The organism is Janthinobacterium sp. SUN176 (assembly GCF_030587335.1).
In the GTDB taxonomy this organism is placed as follows: Bacteria; Pseudomonadota; Gammaproteobacteria; order Burkholderiales; family Burkholderiaceae_D; genus Janthinobacterium; species Janthinobacterium kumbetense.
The window spans coordinates 824,297-840,790 of record NZ_JAPWIA010000001.1 but is presented as its reverse complement, the minus strand read 5'-3'; the positions used below and the strand labels follow the sequence as shown (position 1 = coordinate 840,790).

The window sequence follows — 16,494 nt, the reverse complement described above, 5'->3', positions numbered from 1 at the left end:
CTTATTTCATCGAGATGGTGGTATTGACGCCGCTGCCGCCATCGTCCGGGGCGAACCAGCGCGCCGTGACGGTCTTGGTCTGCGTCCAGAAGTACAGGGCCTGTTTGCCGTTCGGGCCCAGGTCTCCCAGCTTCGACGCGCGCGACCCCGTAAAACTGAAATACGCGACGGGTACGGGAATGGCCACGTTGATGCCCACCTGCCCCACGTCGATCTCGTTCTGGAATTTGCGCCCCGCCCAGCCGGACGAGGTGAAGATCGAGGTGCCGTTGCCGTTCGGGTTGGCGTTGATGAAGGCGATGGCCTGGTCCAGGGTGTCCGTCTCCACCACGCACATGGCGGGGCCGAAGATTTCCTGCGTGTAGACGGAATTCGACGCTGCCACCTTCGAGAAAATCGTCGGTCCCATGAAATTGCCGCCTTCGTAGCCGGCCACCTTGTGGCCGCGGCCGTCGAGCAGCAATTGCGCGCCTTCGTCCACGCCCGCCTGGATCAGCTTTTCCGCGCGCTGCATGGCTGCTTTCGACACCATCGGCCCCAGGTCGGCATCGCGGTCGCTGCCCGGCCCCACTTTCAGGGCCTGCGAGCGGGCGACGATTTCCGGCAGCCAGGAACGGGCCTCGCCCACCAGCACGACGACAGAATTGGCCATGCAGCGCTGGCCGGCCGCGCCGAAGGCGGCGCCGATCAGGTTATTGATCGCCTGTTCCTTGTTGGCGTCGGCCAGCACCACGCAATGGTTTTTCGCGCCCATCATCGATTGCGCGCGCTTGCCCGATTCGCTGGCGCGGCGGTACACATGCGTGCCCACATGGGTGGAACCGATGAAGGAGACGGCCTTGATGTCGGGATGGTCGCACAGCATGTTGACGACGTCGGCGCCGCCATGCACGACGTTCAGCACGCCGGCCGGCAAGCCCGCCTGGTACATCAGTTCGACCAGGTACATGGTCGAGGACGGGTCTTGCTCGGACGGTTTCAGGACAAACGTATTGCCGCAGGCGATGGCAATCGGGAACATGAAGCACGGCAGCATGACGGGGAAGTTGAAGGCCGTGATGCCGGCGCCCACGCCCAGCGGCTGGTAGATATTGTAGACATCGACACCCGTGGCCGCGTTTTCCGCGATTTCGCCCAGCTGCAGGGTGGCGATCGAGCACGCGTGCTCCACCACTTCCAGGCCGCGCATGACCTCCCCTTCCGCGTCGGGCAAGGTCTTGCCATGTTCGCGCGTGATCAGTTCGGCCAGGGCGCCGATGTTTTCGCGGATCAGGTGCTGGTACTTGAGCATGATGCGCATGCGCGCCGCCAGCGGGGTATTGCGCCAGGTTTTAAAGGCTTCCTTGGCCGTGGCGACGGCCAGGTTGACTTCGTCGGGCGTGGAAAACGGCACCCTGGCGACGATTTCCTGCGTCGCCGGGTTGACGACGTCGCGCCATTCGCTGCTGCTCGAGGCGTGGTGCTTGCCGCCGATGTGCAGGGGGACGGCGGGGACCGGGGTGACTGCGTGAGTGAGGGCTTGGTTCATGTGAGGCTCCGTAAGGTATTCGATGGTTATTTCTTGACCAGGTTGCACGCCGCCGCATCCATCGCCTTGAACGCCTGGTCGGCGGGAATGGTGGACAATACTTTCAGGTAGTCCCATGCGCCCTTCGATTCGGCCGGGGTTTTGACCTGCACCAGGTACATGTCGTGGATCACGCGGCCGTCGGGGCGGATGGAAGCGTTGTTCATGACGGCATCCTTGATGGGCAGCTCGCGCATTTTCTGGGCGACGACCTTCGAATCGTCGCTTTTCGCGGCCGCCACCGATTTCAGGTAGTGGTAGACGCTGGAATACACGCCCGCCTGCACCATGGTCGGCTTGGCGCCCTTGTTGAGCGCTTCAAAGCGTTTCGCAAACGCGCGGCTGCGGTCATCGTAATCCCAGTAAAAGCCGTCCGCGTAGACGAGGCCCTGGGCCGTTTCCAGCCCCAGCGCGTGCACGTCCGAGAGAAACACCAGCAAGGCGGCCAGGCGCTGGTCCTTGCCGCTGCCGATGCGGAACTCGCGCGCCTGCTTGATGGCCGATACCGTGTCGGCGCCGCCGTTGGCCAGGCCGATCACCTGCGCTTTTGACCCTTGCGCCTGCACCAGGAAGGACGAAAAATCGGACGCGTTCAGCGGATGGCGCACGGCGCCCAGCACCGTGCCGCCGTTGCGCTTGACGACTTCGCTGGCATCCTTTTCCAGCGAGTGGCCGAACGCGTAATCGACGGTGACGAAGTACCAGGATTTTTGCCCCAGCTTGGTCAATGCCGCCGCCGTGCCGGCCGCCTGCGAATAGGTGTCGAACATCCAGTGGAAACCGTTCGGCGAGCAATCCTCGTTCGTCAGGCGTCCCGTGGCAGGGCCACTGAACATGGCGATGCCGCCCTTTTCTTTCATGAGCTTTTGCACGGACAGGGCCACCGAGGAATTGGTGAGATCGGCGATGGCGTCGACCTTGTCGCGGTCTATCCATTCGCGCGCCTTGGAGGCGGCGATGTCGGCCTTGTTCAAATGGTCGGCCGAGAGGATCTCGATCTTCATGCCCTTGCATTCGGCTTTCAGGCAATCCTCGACAGCCATCTGGCTGGCGACGACGGAGCCGCGCCCGCCCATGGCCGAATACGGCCCGGACATGTCGGTCAGGATGCCCACCTTGACGACGCCATCGGAAATCTGCGCGTGCGCGCCGCCAAAGGAAAGGGTGAGCGCCAGCGCGCCCATGGCCAGAACGGTTTTTTTCATGCGTGTCTCCAGGTGGATGGGTTTTCTTATATGTTTATCTGCATTCTGCATGTGTAAAAATATGCGCTCAAGTGAAATTAATGCATAATTCCTTTGCAAAAATGCACAGAGGGGGTTTGCCATGCTCGATTGGGACAATGTACGGGTCTTCCTGGAACTGACGCGCAGCGCCGGTCTCGTCGATGCGGCGAAAAAGCTGGGCATCGACCATTCCACCGTATCGCGGCGCATGCGCAAGTTCGAGGAACAGGTGGGCACGCAGCTGTTCGACCGCAACTACGTGGGTTACCAGCTGACGCCCGAAGGCCACCGCCTGATGGAATACGCGGAAGCCATGGAAAGCACGGTGTTTGCCGCCACCGAGGAACTGGGCGAACACAATCGCCTGCTGTCGGGCCAGGTGCGCCTGGGCGCTACCGAGGGCTTCGGCGCCATCGTGCTGGCGCCCCACCTGGCGCAGTTTTGCAGCCGCTACCCGCACATCAGCGTGGACCTGATCGCCGTGCCCCGTTTCGTCAGCCTGTCCAAGCGCGAAGCGGACGTCGCCATTTCCATCGAGCGCCCCCTGTCCGGGCCGTATGTCGTGACCAAGCTGTCCGACTACCGCCTGAAACTGTACGCCACGCCAGCCTACCTGGCGCGCCACGCGCCGATCACCAGCGTGGCGCAGCTGGCGCAGCACCCGATCATCGGCTACGTGGACGACCTGGTCTTCAGCGCGGAGCTGCGCTACATGGATAACGTGGCGCCCGATTCCCTGCGCGCGTTTCGCAGCACCAGCGTCATTGCCCAGTACCACGCGGCGCGCGCGGGCCAGGCGCTGGCGATCCTGCCCTGCTTCGTGGCGCAGCAATCGAACGAACTGGTGCCCGTGCTCGATGGCGAGATCGACCTGCTGCGCGCCTTCTGGATGATCTCGCCGAGCGAGCGGCGCAATATCGCCCGGGTCAGTGCCCTGTGGAACTACTTGCGCACCGCCATCGACCTCAATCACGCCTACCTGATGGGCGAAACGGCCACGCCCAGCTGGCCAAGCTGACTGCGCGCTACACTGTCGCCACAAATGAATAAGGAGAACGCCATGCTGATGGATGCAAACCAGGCCGTTTTGGTCATTGTCGACCTGCAAGGCCGCTTGATGCCGGCCATCCACGATGCCGGCCTGGTGCTGGCACAAAACCTGCGCCTGGCGACGATCGCCCGCCTGCTCGACGTGCCCGTGCTGGGCACGGAACAGAACCGCCAGGGGCTGGGGCCGAACGTGGAAGAGATCGCCGCCCTGTGCGAACGGACCTTGCACAAGACGCATTTCGGCGCCTGTTCTGATGGCTTGCAGGACATGCTACCCACCGGGCGCAGACAGATCGTCGTCACCGGTTGCGAAGCCCATGTGTGCATGCTGCAGACGGCCATCGGCCTGCTGGAACGCGGCTATGACGTGAGCATCGCCATCGACGCCGTCGGTTCGCGCCAGGCCGCCAGCCGCGACGCGGCGCTGGCCCGCCTGGACAAGCTGGGCGCCCACCTGGTGACGGTCGAGATGCTGGCCTTCGAGTGGTTGCGCGACTGCAAGCATCCGCGTTTCCGCGAAGTGCTGGCGTTAATTAAATAATACGCGAGGTTTAAGCCAGATCAAGCCCTTCGGCGGCCCATTTGCTAGCTTGGTAACAGCGCCGCCATTGCGAGCGGCGCGCCGTCCATATCAGCAAGGGAACCATCATGGCCTATATCCTGCGAGGCAAGCTGTGCGGCTTGATCTGCGCCGAGTGTCCTGAAGCCTTATCCCACGTCATCGTGCGCCTGTACCGGCCGCGCGCGTCGCAAAACGTCACGGCCCTGGCCGTGGCCAGCGCCAAGGAAACCTTCGCCATCCTCACGGACGAGGAAGTGCAGGCGAAAGCGCCCTTCCTGCTGGCCGAAACGCGCACGGACGACGATGGCAACTACAGTTTTACCCTGGCAGGCGATTACCAGGGCGAGGCCGTCGAAGTCGATATCCTGTGCCCTACCGTGCCGCATCTGAAACCGGGGCCGAAAGACCCCGTGCCGCTGCAGTTTTCCATCACCACGCTCCAGCCGCGCTGGCGCCAGGCCGACAATGATTTCCTCGCCGTCTGGAACTATTGCCTGCCGCAACGCTTCTGGTGCCTGGTGCGCGCCCGCTTCGGCGCCTGGACCATCTGCGGCCGGCTGCGCACCTGCGATGCACCGCATGCGCCGATCGCCGGCGCCACCGTGCGGGCGTTCGACGCCGACTGGCTGCAGGACGACGCGCTGGGCCAGGCGATCACCGATGCCGGCGGACGCTTCCGCATCGATTACCTGACGTCCGACTTCACCTTGACGCCCTTCTCGCCCTTCATCAATGTGGAGTTCGCCAGCGGCCCCGACGTGTATTTCACGGCGCAGCTGGGCAGCGTGACCATCCTGTCGGAAACGCAGGCCAACGGGCGCCAGCCGGGCCGGGAAAACGTGGGCCACTGTTTCTGCGTGGAATTGTGCTCGAAAGAAGTCTTGCCGCCCGACGTGGAAGGCGTACCGCACTGGCAACAGGTGGAAATCTTCGACATCCACCCGTTTCCCTCGCTGGCGGGCTTTTCCCCGCAAGGCTATGCGGGCGGCGCGGGCGCCTCGTATGTCTTCGCCGGCGGCGTCACCCTGAAGGGTAATTGTCCGCTGCGCAACAGCGCCATCCCCGCCAACCCGCTCGAATACCGTTTCCTGATCAGCGAATGGTCCTGGCCCGGCGGCACGGACGATCCCACGGCGCTGCCCACGGTGGCGCCGGCCAGCCTGGCGCCGTTGACGCAAATCCTGGGCACGCATGTCGGTTATGTGTTTTATACGAATGGCCTGGGCCTCGCCGATTCGGCACCCGTCATCATCGATGCGGGCGATCTGCAAGCGGGCGGCTGGATACGGGTGGACGGCAAGCCCGTCACGGTGGACATGCGCGACGGCACGACGGCCGTCGTCAACGTGGCGCCCAACATCTTCCTGCGCACGTTTGATTTACTGACGGTGAATACGCCGGCCATCACCAGCCTGCATCCGGCCAAGTTGCCGGGCGGCTTGCCCATCCTCGACGCGGGCCGCAGCCTGACGGCGGCCGAGAGCGAACCGATACGCCGCTACCGCCTGGGCTTCGAAGTGCGCGACGGCATCAGCCTGGCGCAGGTGGCGACGGACGGGCTCGACTCCATCGTCTTCGACAATTCGCCCGTCATCGTGGCGCTGGACCTGGAAGAGCTGCGCAGCAATGCCTGCAACCCCATCGCGGGCGGCCTCGTGCATATCCTGTACACGATCGACCATCCGCATTTGCGCTTTTTCAATATCACGATTTCCAACAACAACGGCATCCAGCATCCGCCGCCACCGCTGCCGGCCGCCAGCTTTACCCCACCGCCGCCACCGAGCAACTATCTGTTCCGCGGCGGCGCGGGCGGACCGCATTTATCGGGCAACAATGGCGGCTTCCCCGTCAACGTGGCGCTCGATCCGCCGTGCGCCTACCGCGTGGCGATTGCGTGGCAGACGCGGCATTACCTGGCGTCCAGCCACAGCATCGACAGGCTGTACTGCAAGTAGGCATGCTTCAGAAATAACGCACCCACGCCCGTTGCGAAGTGCGCTTGTAGTGGGCAAACGCGCGACAGGGAAAGTACAGCACGGGCATCAGGGCCAGCGCGATCAGCCACACTTGCCAGATGTGCTCGACGCCATAGCGGGCACCGTGGTTAACGCCCAGTACGGCCGTCAAGGCGAGGCCGATGGCCAGCAGCAGGTATAAATGCAGCAGATAGTAAAACATGGGCGCGCCGCCAAAGGTGGCGCACGCCCGCGTGAACCAGTTATCGACGCTTTCCAGCCAGGCCAGACCCAGCAAACCCAGGCCCAGGGTGAACAGCAGGAAATCCAGCGACGGCGGATACTTGGTGAAGTTCAGCACGCTCATGGCCGTGCGCAAGGCCGTGTCGCCCGCCACCCAGGGCAGGGTTTCACCATAGAGATTCAAACCGCGCAGCACGGCCAGCAGCAGCAAACTGCCGCCGCCCAGCGCCAGCAACAGGCGGTGCCGTCCTTCGACAGACCGGCCGCGCGCATACAGGGGCCCGGCCACATAGCCGAGCACGATCACGCCTATCCATGGCAGCAGCGGATAGCTGACCTTGATCTTCATGGCGCCGTCCGCCACCAGGTAACCCCGTTGCAGCAGCACCGTCAGCGCGTAATAGGCAAAGCTGCCCTCTTCCGCGCGCAGTCCCGTGAACAGATGCTGCCCCGCGATGATCGCCACGCCCAGCAGCGCCAGCACCTTCAATGGCAGCCGGTGCAGCACGGCCAGCGCCATCATGGCCAGGCCGATGACCCAGATCACCTGCAGATACAGCACGGCCGGCGGAAACGCCCCGCTCCAGGCGAAGTTGACGAACACCAGTTCCAGCAGCACCAGCAGCAAGCCCCGCTTGAACAGGAAACCACTGGCGCTGCGGGGTCCGGCCGCCGGATGCGCGTACAGCCAGGCGGACAAACCCGTCAAAAAGACGAACATGGGTGCGCACACGTGAGCCGCCAGGCGGGTGAAGAACAGGGCCGGATCGACGCTGGCCGCCTCCATCGGGTCGCTCACCTGGTGATGTAAAAAGACGGTTTCACGCACATGGTCAAACAGCATGATCAGCATGACGAGGCCGCGCAATACGTCGATGACGGCGATGCGGGCGCGCAGGGTAGCAGAAGAAGTCGATGTCATGGTGATAGCTTAAAAACGGTAGTGCGCATTCAGGGTCAGCGTGCGCTCGGCCCCCGGCGCCACCCACAGCTGACTATAGGAACTCGCATAGTAGCTGCGGTTGAACAGGTTTTCCACGTTCAAGGCCAGGCGCAGTTTGGCGTTGGGCGAATACGAGGCCAGCAATTTGGCCGTCGTGTAGGCCGGCAGGGTAAAACTGCTGCTGACGGCGACGTCGCCCAGGCGCTCGCCCACGTACTGCACGCCGCCGCCCACGCTGGCCGTGCCCGTACCCAGCGCGAACCGCTGCGTGGCGAGGACATTGGCGCTGTGGCGCGGCACGTTGGCGAAGCGGCTGCCCGTCACGATCGTATTGTCGCCGCGCGTGACGGTGGCGTCCGTGTACGCATAGGCGCCCGAGACGCGCAAGCCGCGCGCCACTTCGCCCGACACGTCGAGCTCCACGCCACGGCTGCCCACTTCGCCCGCCGCGATGGCGAAGTCCGTGTTGGCGGGATTCGTCGTCAGTACATTGTGCTTGCGGATGTCGTACACGGCCACGGTGCCCGTCAGCTTGCCCGTTTCCAGCTTCGCGCCCAGCTCATACGAGCGGCTGCGCTCGGCCGGGAAAGCCTGGTTGGCGATGCTGATGCCGCTGTTGGGTCGGAAGCCCTTCGCCGCGCTCGCATACAAGGACCACATTTTCGACGGTTGATAGACGAGTCCCGCGCGGGGGCTGGTGGCCGACAGCGACTGGCGGTTGTTGACATTCAGGCGCTTGTTCGTCACGTCCTGCGTGTACGTATCGTGGCGCACACCGACCAGCGCCTTCCACTGCGCACCCAGGTCGACCTGATCCTGCGCATACAGGCCGCGCGCCCTTTGCCCTTCCTGCGTATCGATGGACAGGGCTAGCGGATCGGCCTTGCCGCCATACGCGGGATGGAAGATATCGATGGCATAGGCATTTGCTGCCGAGGGATTGCGCCGCAGCTGCACCCGGTGGTCGTCGAAATGATAGGCGTCGACACCGGCCAGCACCTCGTGCGCCAGGCCCCCCGTCCTGAACTTGCCCAGCAACTCGACGCGGGCCGACGCGTCGGTGGCCGAAAAATCGCGGTGGCGGCGCTGGCGGTTCAGGGTGCGGCCATCGGCAAGCAGCTTGTTCGCCTCGGTCGAATAGCCGGTCAGTTCGCTGTCGCGGTAAGAAACGCCCGCCTGCACCGTCCAGTCGTCGGACAGCGCGTGGTGGAGGAACAGCTGCTGCCCCAGCGACTTGACCGTCATGGGTCCGTCGCCCGGTTCGCCCAGGAAGCGCGAGACGGGGACAAGTCCCAGCTGGCCATTGACGGCCACCACGCCCCGGTCGAACGGCGCGCGCTGCCGCACCGCTTCGATTTCATACGACACGGTCGTGTGTTCGCCCAGCAGCCAGAGGAAGGAAGGCGAAAACAGGCTGCGTTCGACCTTCAAGGTATCGCGGAAGCTGTGCCCCTCTTCATGCGCCGCGTTGAGGCGGTAGGCGATAGTGCCGCTCAACGGCCCCGTCAAGTCGGCGGCGGCGCGGCGCGTCTGGAAACTGCCCAGCGACACATCGGCGCTGTACTCGGGCACGAACTTGGGCTTTTTCGTCGTGATGTTTACCGTGCCGCCCGGCTCGCCCCTGCCATACAGGGCCGAAGCGGGGCCTTTCAGCACTTCCACCTCCTGCGTATTGCCGCCGTCGCGCATGCCGTTATAGCCGCGGCTGGAACTGAAACCGTTGACCATGTAGTCGGAACCGAAATTCGGGTCGCCCGTGAAGCCGCGCATGGCATAGCTGTCCCACAGGCCGCCCAGCGGACTTTGCTTCGCAATGCCGCTGGCCAGGTCCAGCGCGCCGGCCAGGGTCGTCACGCCCGCGTCGCGCAGCAAGTCGCCGGTGAGCACGCGCACGCTTTGCGGCAAGTCCATCAGCAAGGCATCCGTCTTGGTGGCGCCCGTGGCCGACAGGCTGCGGTAGTGCTGGCGCTCGGCCTTGACGGCGACGACATCCAGCGCAGCGGGCTTGTCGGCGGCAGGGTCAGCCGCCAGCACCAGGGGAGAGGCGACGGCAAGCAAAAGCGCCACGGGGCGGCGGTAAAACACGGACATGGGATTCCTGACAATGGGCAATTCAATGCAATAGGCTTGCATTATAATTGATAATCAATTCTCATTAAAGATTTCATGGAAAATCTGCGCCAAGAACTCCACGGACACTGGCACCTTGGCCGTGGGCTTGACGACCGTTCACATCGGCGTAACGGTGTCTGGCAGCGCGCGGCAAGCTGGTGGTGGATGTGGCCGGCTGAACACCGCCTTGTTACTGGCAGGTGGAAGCGTTAATATGCAAGAACAAACTTGTATATTGACGAGGCCGGACATGCGTGAAAAACTGGAAAAACTGCTGGCGCAGGGGCGCGACAACGCCCTGCTGCGCTTTGGCTTGGGAGATGCCTGCCTGAAAGAGCATGACGCGCAGCAAGCGGCCCTGCATCTGGCGCAAGCCACCGCGCAGCAACCGGGCTATTCCGCCGCCTGGAAGCTGCTGGGCAAGGCCTTGCACCAGCTGGGCCGGCTGGACGACGCGCAAGCCGCCTGGACCACCGGTATGACGGTGGCCCAACAGCAAGGCGACTTGCAGGCCGTCAAGGAAATGACGGTGTTCCTGAAACGCCTGCAAAAACAGCAGGCGGCACAGTAAAAACGGCTTAGTGCGCGTGCGCCGCGCCCTTCGCGTCAAGAGGCAGCACCTCGCCCCGCTCCTTCGCCAGGCGCTTGGCCAGCAAGCCGCCCGCTTCGGCCGCATAGGCGCGGCAGGCGCTGGCGTCGATCAGGGGATTGTCCGTGCCGCTGCGTCTGGCGGCCTTGCCCAGCACGTCCGTCGTGCCCGGATGCACGGGGATGATGATGTCGCATGGCAAGGCCGCCACCTTGGCGATGCTCGCTTCGAACGAGGCCGAAATATCTGGCGAACCTCCCTTGCCCTTGCCCGTATAACGGAAATCGCCGCTCGCATACGGGTTCAGGCTGTCCGCATACACGACGTCCAGGCAGCGGTCGCCTTCGCACGAGGTCCACGTCCACGTCGTGCCGCCTGGCGTGTGGCCCGGCGTCATGTGGGCCGTCAAGGTCAACGGTCCGACCTTGACGGTATCGCCCTCGCCCACCAGGCTGACCTTGCGCACCTTGGCGACGTGCACGACGGGATTGGCCTGGTATTGCGGATCGTCCTTGCCATTCGTGCCGCTTTGCAGGCCAAGGGCGCCCGAGGCGCTGGCCATCACGGTGGCGCCGCTGGCCCGTTGCAGTGCTGCAATGCCGCCCGCATGGTCCCAATGGGCATGCGAATTGAGGATGACTTTCACGTCCTCGATGCGAAAGCCCAACGCCTGGATATTCGCAATGATCAGGGGTGCCGATTGCGGCAGCGCGCCGTCGAGCAGGATATGGCCCTGCGGACTCGTCACCAGCACGGCGGACAGGCCGGCCGTGCCCACGTACCAGGTATTGCCAAAGACATTGAACGGCTTGACGGGCGCGTTCCATTCCTTGCAACTATCACAATTAACAGGTTTATCCTGCACCGGTGCGGGCGTCTTCGCCTGCACCGCGCCAGCCGCCATGGTCGCAACCGTAGCCAGCATCAACTTCGCCAATAGTGTCATCTTCATCTCCAGAGTGTAAAAAAAGAAGGGCGCCCGCACTGGCGCGCCCGGGGGGGTATCAATGCATGCGGCCGGTCCTGTCGGCCAGGGTGTCGCGGATGTGTCCGGCGTCGAGCGAGCGCCGCTGCGCGCCGGCGGCGTCCAGCAGCACCACGGTGACGTGCTTGCCGCCGCTGCGCATGCGCATCGTCAGGCAGCTGCCCGCCGCGTTGCTGCTGCCCGTCTTGGACAGCAAGATGTCCCAGCCCTTGCCGCCCACCAAGGGATTCGTGTTGTGCAAGGTGCGCGTCCTGCCATTGACGGCCACGCTCGCCTGCGGGTGGCTGGTGATGCGCGCGATGTCCGGATAGCGTGCGGCTGCCGCGACGATCTTCGCCACTTCGCTGGCCGTGGACGTATTCGCGGGCGAACTGCCGACCGGGTCCGTCAGGGTGGTGCGCGTCAAACCCAGCTGGCGTATCTTCGCTTGCAAGGCTTGATGAAACGCCACGCTGCCACCGGGATAAGTGCGCGCCAGCGCGGCGGCGGCGCGGTTTTCGGATGGCAGCAGCGCCAGTTGCAACAGCGCGCCGCGCGACACGGCCACGCCCTCGGCCAGCAGGCTGTGGCGCTGCATGGAAGCGTCGCCATCGGCGCGCACGATGCGCAGCTGTTCCTCCGGGTCGAGGCCCGCATCGAGCACCACCATGGCCGTCATCAGCTTGGTGATCGAGGCGATGGGCACGACGGTGTCCGCATCCTTCGCCATCAGCACCTTGCCGCTGGCGTCATCGAACACCAGCATGTGTTTCGCGCTGACGGGCAAGGCCAGCATGCCGGAGGCGGCCTCGGCCAGGGTCGCCCCGTTGACGGCGGGCTTGCCCTGCACCTGCAGCAGCAAGGTGGCGCAAGCCAGCAACAAGGCGGGCACGGCCAGTTTCCAGCTGGCCGTGTCCGGACCGGGTGCCATCAGGCGTTCTATGCGCGTCAGCAAGGCTCCGCCCCGTGCCGACATCAGCAGGCCGGAATGCTGCGGCACGGCAGCGTGCACGGACAGCGCATGCAGCGCCGTGGCCAGCTGTTGCGGGTCTTGCAGCGCTTGCACCGCCAGGGCGTCGGCCACCTGTTCCCGTTCGGCCCGCATGCGCGCCGACAGCCACCAGACGACGGGGTGAAAAAACAGCAGTGCCTCGGCCACGCTTTGCAACAGATTGACCAGGTAATCCCAGCGCCGCACGTGGGCCAGTTCATGCGCCAGCAGCGCTTCCAGCAAGGCGACGGGCATGCCGCTCAGCAAGGCGGCCGGCAGCAGGATGACGGGGCGCCAGAAGCCCACGGTGACGGGACTGGCCAGGCCCGCATGCAATTTCAGCGGAATCGGGGCACTGCGGCGCAAGCCCATGCGCTGCGCCAGCGCATCGAGGCGGCCCTGCCAGATGGCCGGCGCAGCCACCGCCTGGCGGCGCAGCTTGCCGACCCAGGCCAAGCCCAGGCACAGGCGCAAGCTCATCAGGCCAACGCCCGCGCTCCAGGCCAGCACCAGGGCCGGCATCCAGGCTTGCAGCGCCGCGCGCCAGGCGGGCGGCGCATCCACCGGCAGCCGGGCCGGCGAGACGCCCGACAGCAGAGACAGCAGGTGCACAAAGGGAATACACAGGCACAGCAGCAACGCCAGCGCGCAGACGGCATAGCGCCAGCGCGCGCTGGCGTGGCGCAGCAGCCAAAGCAATACGGCAGATACGGCGCCGACGATCAAGCCCTGCCAGACGAAATACAGCAAGACCCAGCCCAGCGCGGGGACAAGGTTGCCCACATCGATGCCGAGGTGCATGTCCAGGTTCATGGCGCCTTGCCATCCTTGCTGCTCAGAATTTTTTCAATTTCCAGGCGTTCCGCGTCGCTCACGTGCTCGCGCAGCGCCGTCAGCACGAGCGCCTTGCCGGAACCGGAAAACACCTTGCCGATCAAGTCCTTGAGCAAGCTGGTCTGCAGCTTTTCCTGCGCTTCGACGGCGGCATACAGCTGCGGCCGCTGGCTTTCGTCGCGGCTCAGCAAGCCCTTGCCATGCATCAATTGCAACTGGCGCAGCACGGTGGCGTAACTGGCGTCGGCACGCTCCGCGGCCAGGGCGTCGTACACGGCGCGGGCGTCGGACGGACCGCGCTGCCACAGGATGCGCAGCAGGTCCAGTTCGGCGGCCGTGGGATGGGGAGTGGAGGTATTTTTTAGCATGACGCTAGAATACCCATTCTAGAATGCCCTGTCTAGAACTTTTTTTCTAGAATGCCAGACTGGCCTAGAATTCGCGCAAGCGGTCGAACAATTCCAGCAAGGCCGCCTCGTCGACGAGCCCAGCCCCCTGCCCGCCCGCTTGCTGCAATTGCTGCCGCAGCTGGGCCAGCAATTCCGCCAGCACCGTGTAGATTTCCTCGCGCTCGACCGTCTCGATGATGCTGGCGCGCCGTTCGATCTTGTTGAATGCCTCCACATAGGCGGCGACCATCGCTTCCAGCGCGGCGGCAGCCGCCGTCGCCGCCATGGCCGCATCGATGCTGCGCGTCACGGCCAGCATGTTCTTGTACGCCAGCGCCGCCTTTTTCGCATACGCAGGGGAAATTTGCTCGCGGCCATCCCAGTCGCGGAACGGGTTGAGCAGGTTTTCAGCCAGCCATTCCGGCTTGCGCGCCTTGGTGACCGATAAGTCCAGTCCCTGCGCCGCCGCTTTCTTGTAGCCGGCCTTGATGGCCTTGGCGACATCGGCGGGCAAGCTGGTCAGCCACAAGGCCGACAGCTGCGGCAATTGTGCGGCCGATGGAAACTCCTCCGCCGTGAATCCGAACAAGTCATAGGCGGTGAACGTCCGCAGCCGGGTCAGCTGCGCAAGGCTGGCCATCTGCGACGCCATTCCCGGTTTACCCCAGATGCGCAAGGAGGTCAGATGGGGAAAACGCCGCGCCACTTGCGCCAGATCAACTTCCTTCATGCCGATCAGCGACAGGCCGCCCAGCTGGCCGAGACCGTGGAACGGCGGCAGCGCGTGCTTGCACTGCAGTGTCAGGTGGCGGCCATCGGCGCCATCTTCGATGCGCAGCGCCTGCGATGGCGCGCTGTCCAGCGCGAGAAGGTTCAAGCCTTCGTTCAAGACGAGGCTGGTGACGCCATCGGGCTGCAGGATCAGGCGTTCCAGGCCGCTGCCGCTGAAATCGAGCGCATGCACCGTCGATGATTGCCAGTCCAGCTCATTGATGAAGGGGTTGCCTTGGATAAACTCCATCAAGGCTTGCGTGCCATTGCCAGTCTCGATCGACATCAGGCAAGGCAGTTGCTCCAGCTCGGACACGTCGCCCAGCGCCTGCAGGACGCTGTCATTGATTTTCGTCGCGTCTTGCCGGAAGACATGGCCGCCCAAGGTCACTTCACGCTTGTCCGACGCGGCCTTGAACTGCTGGCGCCGCAGCGGATCGATGCGCTCCCAGTTGCGCTGGCGCAGCACGCTGTCGCCCACGTACCAGGCGCTGCGGTAGCTGTTCACTTCCACATCCACCAGCGGCGCGATATTGCCAACGAGCGTATAGCCAGGCGGCACGTTCGCCGTGGCATAGCAGTGATCGTGGCGATTGTTCCAAAAGAAATAATCGCACAGCAGCGGCCGCATGGCTTGCACGGCCGCCGCATCGGGCAAGGCGTCGCCGGTCCAGTCCAGCTCCAGCACGGCAGCTACCGGCCTGGACGAGGATGCATCCTTGATGCGGGTGACCTGGCAAGCCACATACTGCTGCAGCTCGGGCGAAAACACACTGTAAACATCTCCAACATTCGCTAGCACGCAACTTCCTTTTCAAAACACCTGACGGTCGAATGTTGAAAGATAGCAAAAATGACAGCGCGATGTCGTCCTGTTCAGTCCGCGTGCAGCTTGTGGTGCATGCGGCGCAGTCCCAGCCACACGGCGGCCGCCACGAACGGCACCAGCGCGCCGACGAGGATTTCCGGATTCACAGGCAGGCCCAGCACCTTGGCCGCCTTGCCCGTGTAGCTGAACAGGCCGATCACGTAATACGAAATGGCGGCCACCGACAAGCCTTCCACCGCCTGTTGCAGGCGCAGCTGCTGCGCGGCGCGGGCGTTCATCGATTGCAGGATTTGCCGGTTCTGCAATTCCTGCACGATGCCCACGCGCGTGCGCAGCAAGTCATTCGTGTTGGCAATGCGCTGCGCCATCGCTTCCTGGCGGCTGGCCATCGCTGCGCACGTATTCATGGCGGGCGTCAACCGGCGGTCCATGAATTCCTCGACCGTGGGGATGCCTTCGATGCGCACTTCGCGCAACTCGTCGATGCGGGCCTTGACGAGGCCCATGTAGGCTTTCGAGGCGGAAAAACGGTAGCTATTGTCGAGCGACAGCTTTTCAATGCGCGCCGCCAAACGCGTGATGCGGTCGAGCAAGGCTTGCTCGGCCACGCCTTCGTCGGCCTTGACCAGGCCCGGCGCATCGTCCGTGTCCACCATGGCGGCCGCCAGGGTCGCCAGTTCATTCTCGATGGCATTCAAGGATGGTGCCGCCTGCATGGCGTAAGGCAGGCCCAACAAGGCCATCATGCGGTAGGTTTCGATTTCCAGCACGCGCTGCACCAAGCGGCCCGACTGCTGCGAACGCATGCCCGCGTCGCGGATGACGAAACGGCTGAAGCCGTCGGACTGGATGGTGAAATCCGTCCACAATTCGCCGCCCTGCAATACCTTGCTGCCGGCCAGGGTATTGCCTTCGAACACGCGCGACAAACCTTGCATGAAGATCTCGGCCGGCTCGGTCGCTTGCTCCAGCACCACGTGCGCCGCCACCATCAGCTTGCCCTTCAAGCCCGCCAGCCACTGCTGCGGCAATTGCGCCAGCGGCATGCGCTCGAACGCCTGCTCCAGGGGCAAGGCGGTACCAGGATGCTCGGCGAAGGTGAAGGTGGCAAATTCCGTGTGGCATTCCCATTTCAGGCGGAAGCGGCCGAAGTCGTAGTAAAAATACTTGGCTTCGGTGCTTGGGGGCGTGACGCCGAAATGCGTGCACAGGGCCGCCAGGGTGGCGTGCTGGGCCGCCATATTCGACGCACCGGGCGCCGCGCTGTCATCTTTATACACGGCCAGATGGGTGATCAGCTCGGGGGCGTCGAGCTGCAAGAATGGCCGCGAGTGGATTTCCGCGGCCAGCGGCACGCGCAAGGCGTGGTTCAAACTGGAGTTAATCAAGTGCATGATAGCCAAAGGTAAAGTTGCAAAACTGCTTAGACCCGCGCGGGTCTGATTGTCACAGTGTAACAAAGCAGA

General features: G+C 64.1%; 13 protein-coding genes. 4 read left to right on the top strand and 9 right to left on the bottom strand.

Annotation, left to right across the window (positions count from 1 at the left end; all coding sequences use genetic code 11):
• Position 1: 1 nt before the first annotated feature.
• Positions 2-1,528 carry a CoA-acylating methylmalonate-semialdehyde dehydrogenase gene (locus O3299_RS03905; protein ID WP_305061561.1) on the bottom strand — a complete coding sequence of 509 codons (1,527 nt, stop codon included), beginning with the start codon at positions 1,526-1,528 and terminating at the stop codon, positions 2-4.
• Positions 1,529-1,554: 26 nt separating this feature from the next.
• Entirely contained in the window at positions 1,555-2,772 is a 1,218-nt protein-coding gene (locus O3299_RS03900) for an ABC transporter substrate-binding protein (RefSeq protein WP_305061560.1), read from the bottom strand.
• Positions 2,773-2,893: 121 nt separating this feature from the next.
• On the opposite strand from O3299_RS03900, the gene O3299_RS03895 reads away from it, so the two are divergent.
• The 3 genes from O3299_RS03895 to O3299_RS03885 all read left to right on the top strand — a co-directional run bounded on the left by O3299_RS03895 (position 2,894) and on the right by O3299_RS03885 (position 6,363).
• A complete protein-coding gene (locus tag O3299_RS03895; RefSeq protein WP_305061559.1) occupies positions 2,894-3,811 on the top strand; it encodes a LysR family transcriptional regulator in 918 nt (305 codons plus the stop codon).
• A 42-nt stretch (positions 3,812-3,853) separates the two neighbouring features.
• Positions 3,854-4,384: an isochorismatase family protein gene (locus O3299_RS03890; protein ID WP_305061558.1), complete on the top strand. Its 531-nt coding sequence runs from the start codon at positions 3,854-3,856 to the stop codon at positions 4,382-4,384.
• 107 nt (positions 4,385-4,491) lie between these two features.
• Positions 4,492-6,363, top strand: a complete 1,872-nt coding sequence (locus O3299_RS03885) for a hypothetical protein (protein WP_305061557.1) — start codon at positions 4,492-4,494, stop codon at positions 6,361-6,363.
• A gap of 7 nt (positions 6,364-6,370) precedes the next feature.
• On the opposite strand, the gene O3299_RS03880 is transcribed toward O3299_RS03885, so the two are convergent.
• Positions 6,371-7,528 carry a DUF1624 domain-containing protein gene (locus O3299_RS03880; protein WP_305061556.1) on the bottom strand — a complete coding sequence of 386 codons (1,158 nt, stop codon included), beginning with the start codon at positions 7,526-7,528 and terminating at the stop codon, positions 6,371-6,373.
• 9 nt (positions 7,529-7,537) lie between these two features.
• Positions 7,538-9,640 carry a TonB-dependent siderophore receptor gene (locus tag O3299_RS03875; RefSeq protein ID WP_305061555.1) on the bottom strand — a complete coding sequence of 701 codons (2,103 nt, stop codon included), beginning with the start codon at positions 9,638-9,640 and terminating at the stop codon, positions 7,538-7,540.
• Positions 9,641-9,911: 271 nt separating this feature from the next.
• On the opposite strand from O3299_RS03875, the gene O3299_RS03870 reads away from it, so the two are divergent.
• Positions 9,912-10,232 (top strand): tetratricopeptide repeat protein, encoded by a 321-nt coding sequence (locus O3299_RS03870; RefSeq protein WP_305061554.1) that lies wholly within the window; start codon positions 9,912-9,914, stop codon positions 10,230-10,232.
• Between the two features lie 7 nt (positions 10,233-10,239).
• On the opposite strand, the gene bla is transcribed toward O3299_RS03870, so the two are convergent.
• The 5 genes from bla to O3299_RS03845 form a co-directional block, all read right to left on the bottom strand.
• Positions 10,240-11,196 (bottom strand): subclass B3 metallo-beta-lactamase, encoded by a 957-nt coding sequence (bla, locus tag O3299_RS03865; protein ID WP_305061553.1) that lies wholly within the window; start codon positions 11,194-11,196, stop codon positions 10,240-10,242.
• Positions 11,197-11,254: 58 nt separating this feature from the next.
• The gene (locus O3299_RS03860) at positions 11,255-13,018 is read right to left on the bottom strand and encodes a M56 family metallopeptidase (RefSeq protein ID WP_305061552.1); all 1,764 of its coding nucleotides are present in this window, start codon (positions 13,016-13,018) and stop codon (positions 11,255-11,257) included.
• On the bottom strand, positions 13,015-13,407 hold the full coding sequence (locus O3299_RS03855; RefSeq protein WP_099664459.1) for a BlaI/MecI/CopY family transcriptional regulator: 393 nt from the start codon (positions 13,405-13,407) through the stop codon (positions 13,015-13,017). Before O3299_RS03855 ends, O3299_RS03860 begins: the two co-directional genes overlap by 4 nt.
• A 64-nt stretch (positions 13,408-13,471) precedes the next feature.
• Entirely contained in the window at positions 13,472-14,971 is a 1,500-nt protein-coding gene (locus tag O3299_RS03850; protein WP_305061551.1) for a hypothetical protein, read from the bottom strand.
• Between the two features lie 104 nt (positions 14,972-15,075).
• The gene (locus tag O3299_RS03845; RefSeq protein WP_305060012.1) at positions 15,076-16,422 is read right to left on the bottom strand and encodes a DUF3422 family protein; all 1,347 of its coding nucleotides are present in this window, start codon (positions 16,420-16,422) and stop codon (positions 15,076-15,078) included.
• Positions 16,423-16,494 lie beyond the last annotated feature (72 nt).

Excerpts from the sequence above, each read along its gene's own strand:
- O3299_RS03905 (WP_305061561.1), bottom strand. The coding sequence starts at position 1,528 with ATGAACCAAGCCCTCACTCACGCAGTCACCCCGGTCCCCGCCGTCCCC.
- O3299_RS03900 (WP_305061560.1), bottom strand. The coding sequence starts at position 2,772 with ATGAAAAAAACCGTTCTGGCCATGGGCGCGCTGGCGCTCACCCTTTCC.
- O3299_RS03895 (WP_305061559.1), top strand. The coding sequence starts at position 2,894 with ATGCTCGATTGGGACAATGTACGGGTCTTCCTGGAACTGACGCGCAGC.
- O3299_RS03890 (WP_305061558.1), top strand. The coding sequence starts at position 3,854 with ATGCTGATGGATGCAAACCAGGCCGTTTTGGTCATTGTCGACCTGCAA.
- O3299_RS03885 (WP_305061557.1), top strand. The coding sequence starts at position 4,492 with ATGGCCTATATCCTGCGAGGCAAGCTGTGCGGCTTGATCTGCGCCGAG.
- O3299_RS03880 (WP_305061556.1), bottom strand. The coding sequence starts at position 7,528 with ATGACATCGACTTCTTCTGCTACCCTGCGCGCCCGCATCGCCGTCATC.
- O3299_RS03875 (WP_305061555.1), bottom strand. The coding sequence starts at position 9,640 with ATGTCCGTGTTTTACCGCCGCCCCGTGGCGCTTTTGCTTGCCGTCGCC.
- O3299_RS03870 (WP_305061554.1), top strand. The coding sequence starts at position 9,912 with ATGCGTGAAAAACTGGAAAAACTGCTGGCGCAGGGGCGCGACAACGCC.
- bla (WP_305061553.1), bottom strand. The coding sequence starts at position 11,196 with ATGACACTATTGGCGAAGTTGATGCTGGCTACGGTTGCGACCATGGCG.
- O3299_RS03860 (WP_305061552.1), bottom strand. The coding sequence starts at position 13,018 with ATGAACCTGGACATGCACCTCGGCATCGATGTGGGCAACCTTGTCCCC.
- O3299_RS03855 (WP_099664459.1), bottom strand. The coding sequence starts at position 13,407 with ATGCTAAAAAATACCTCCACTCCCCATCCCACGGCCGCCGAACTGGAC.
- O3299_RS03845 (WP_305060012.1), bottom strand. The coding sequence starts at position 16,422 with ATGCACTTGATTAACTCCAGTTTGAACCACGCCTTGCGCGTGCCGCTG.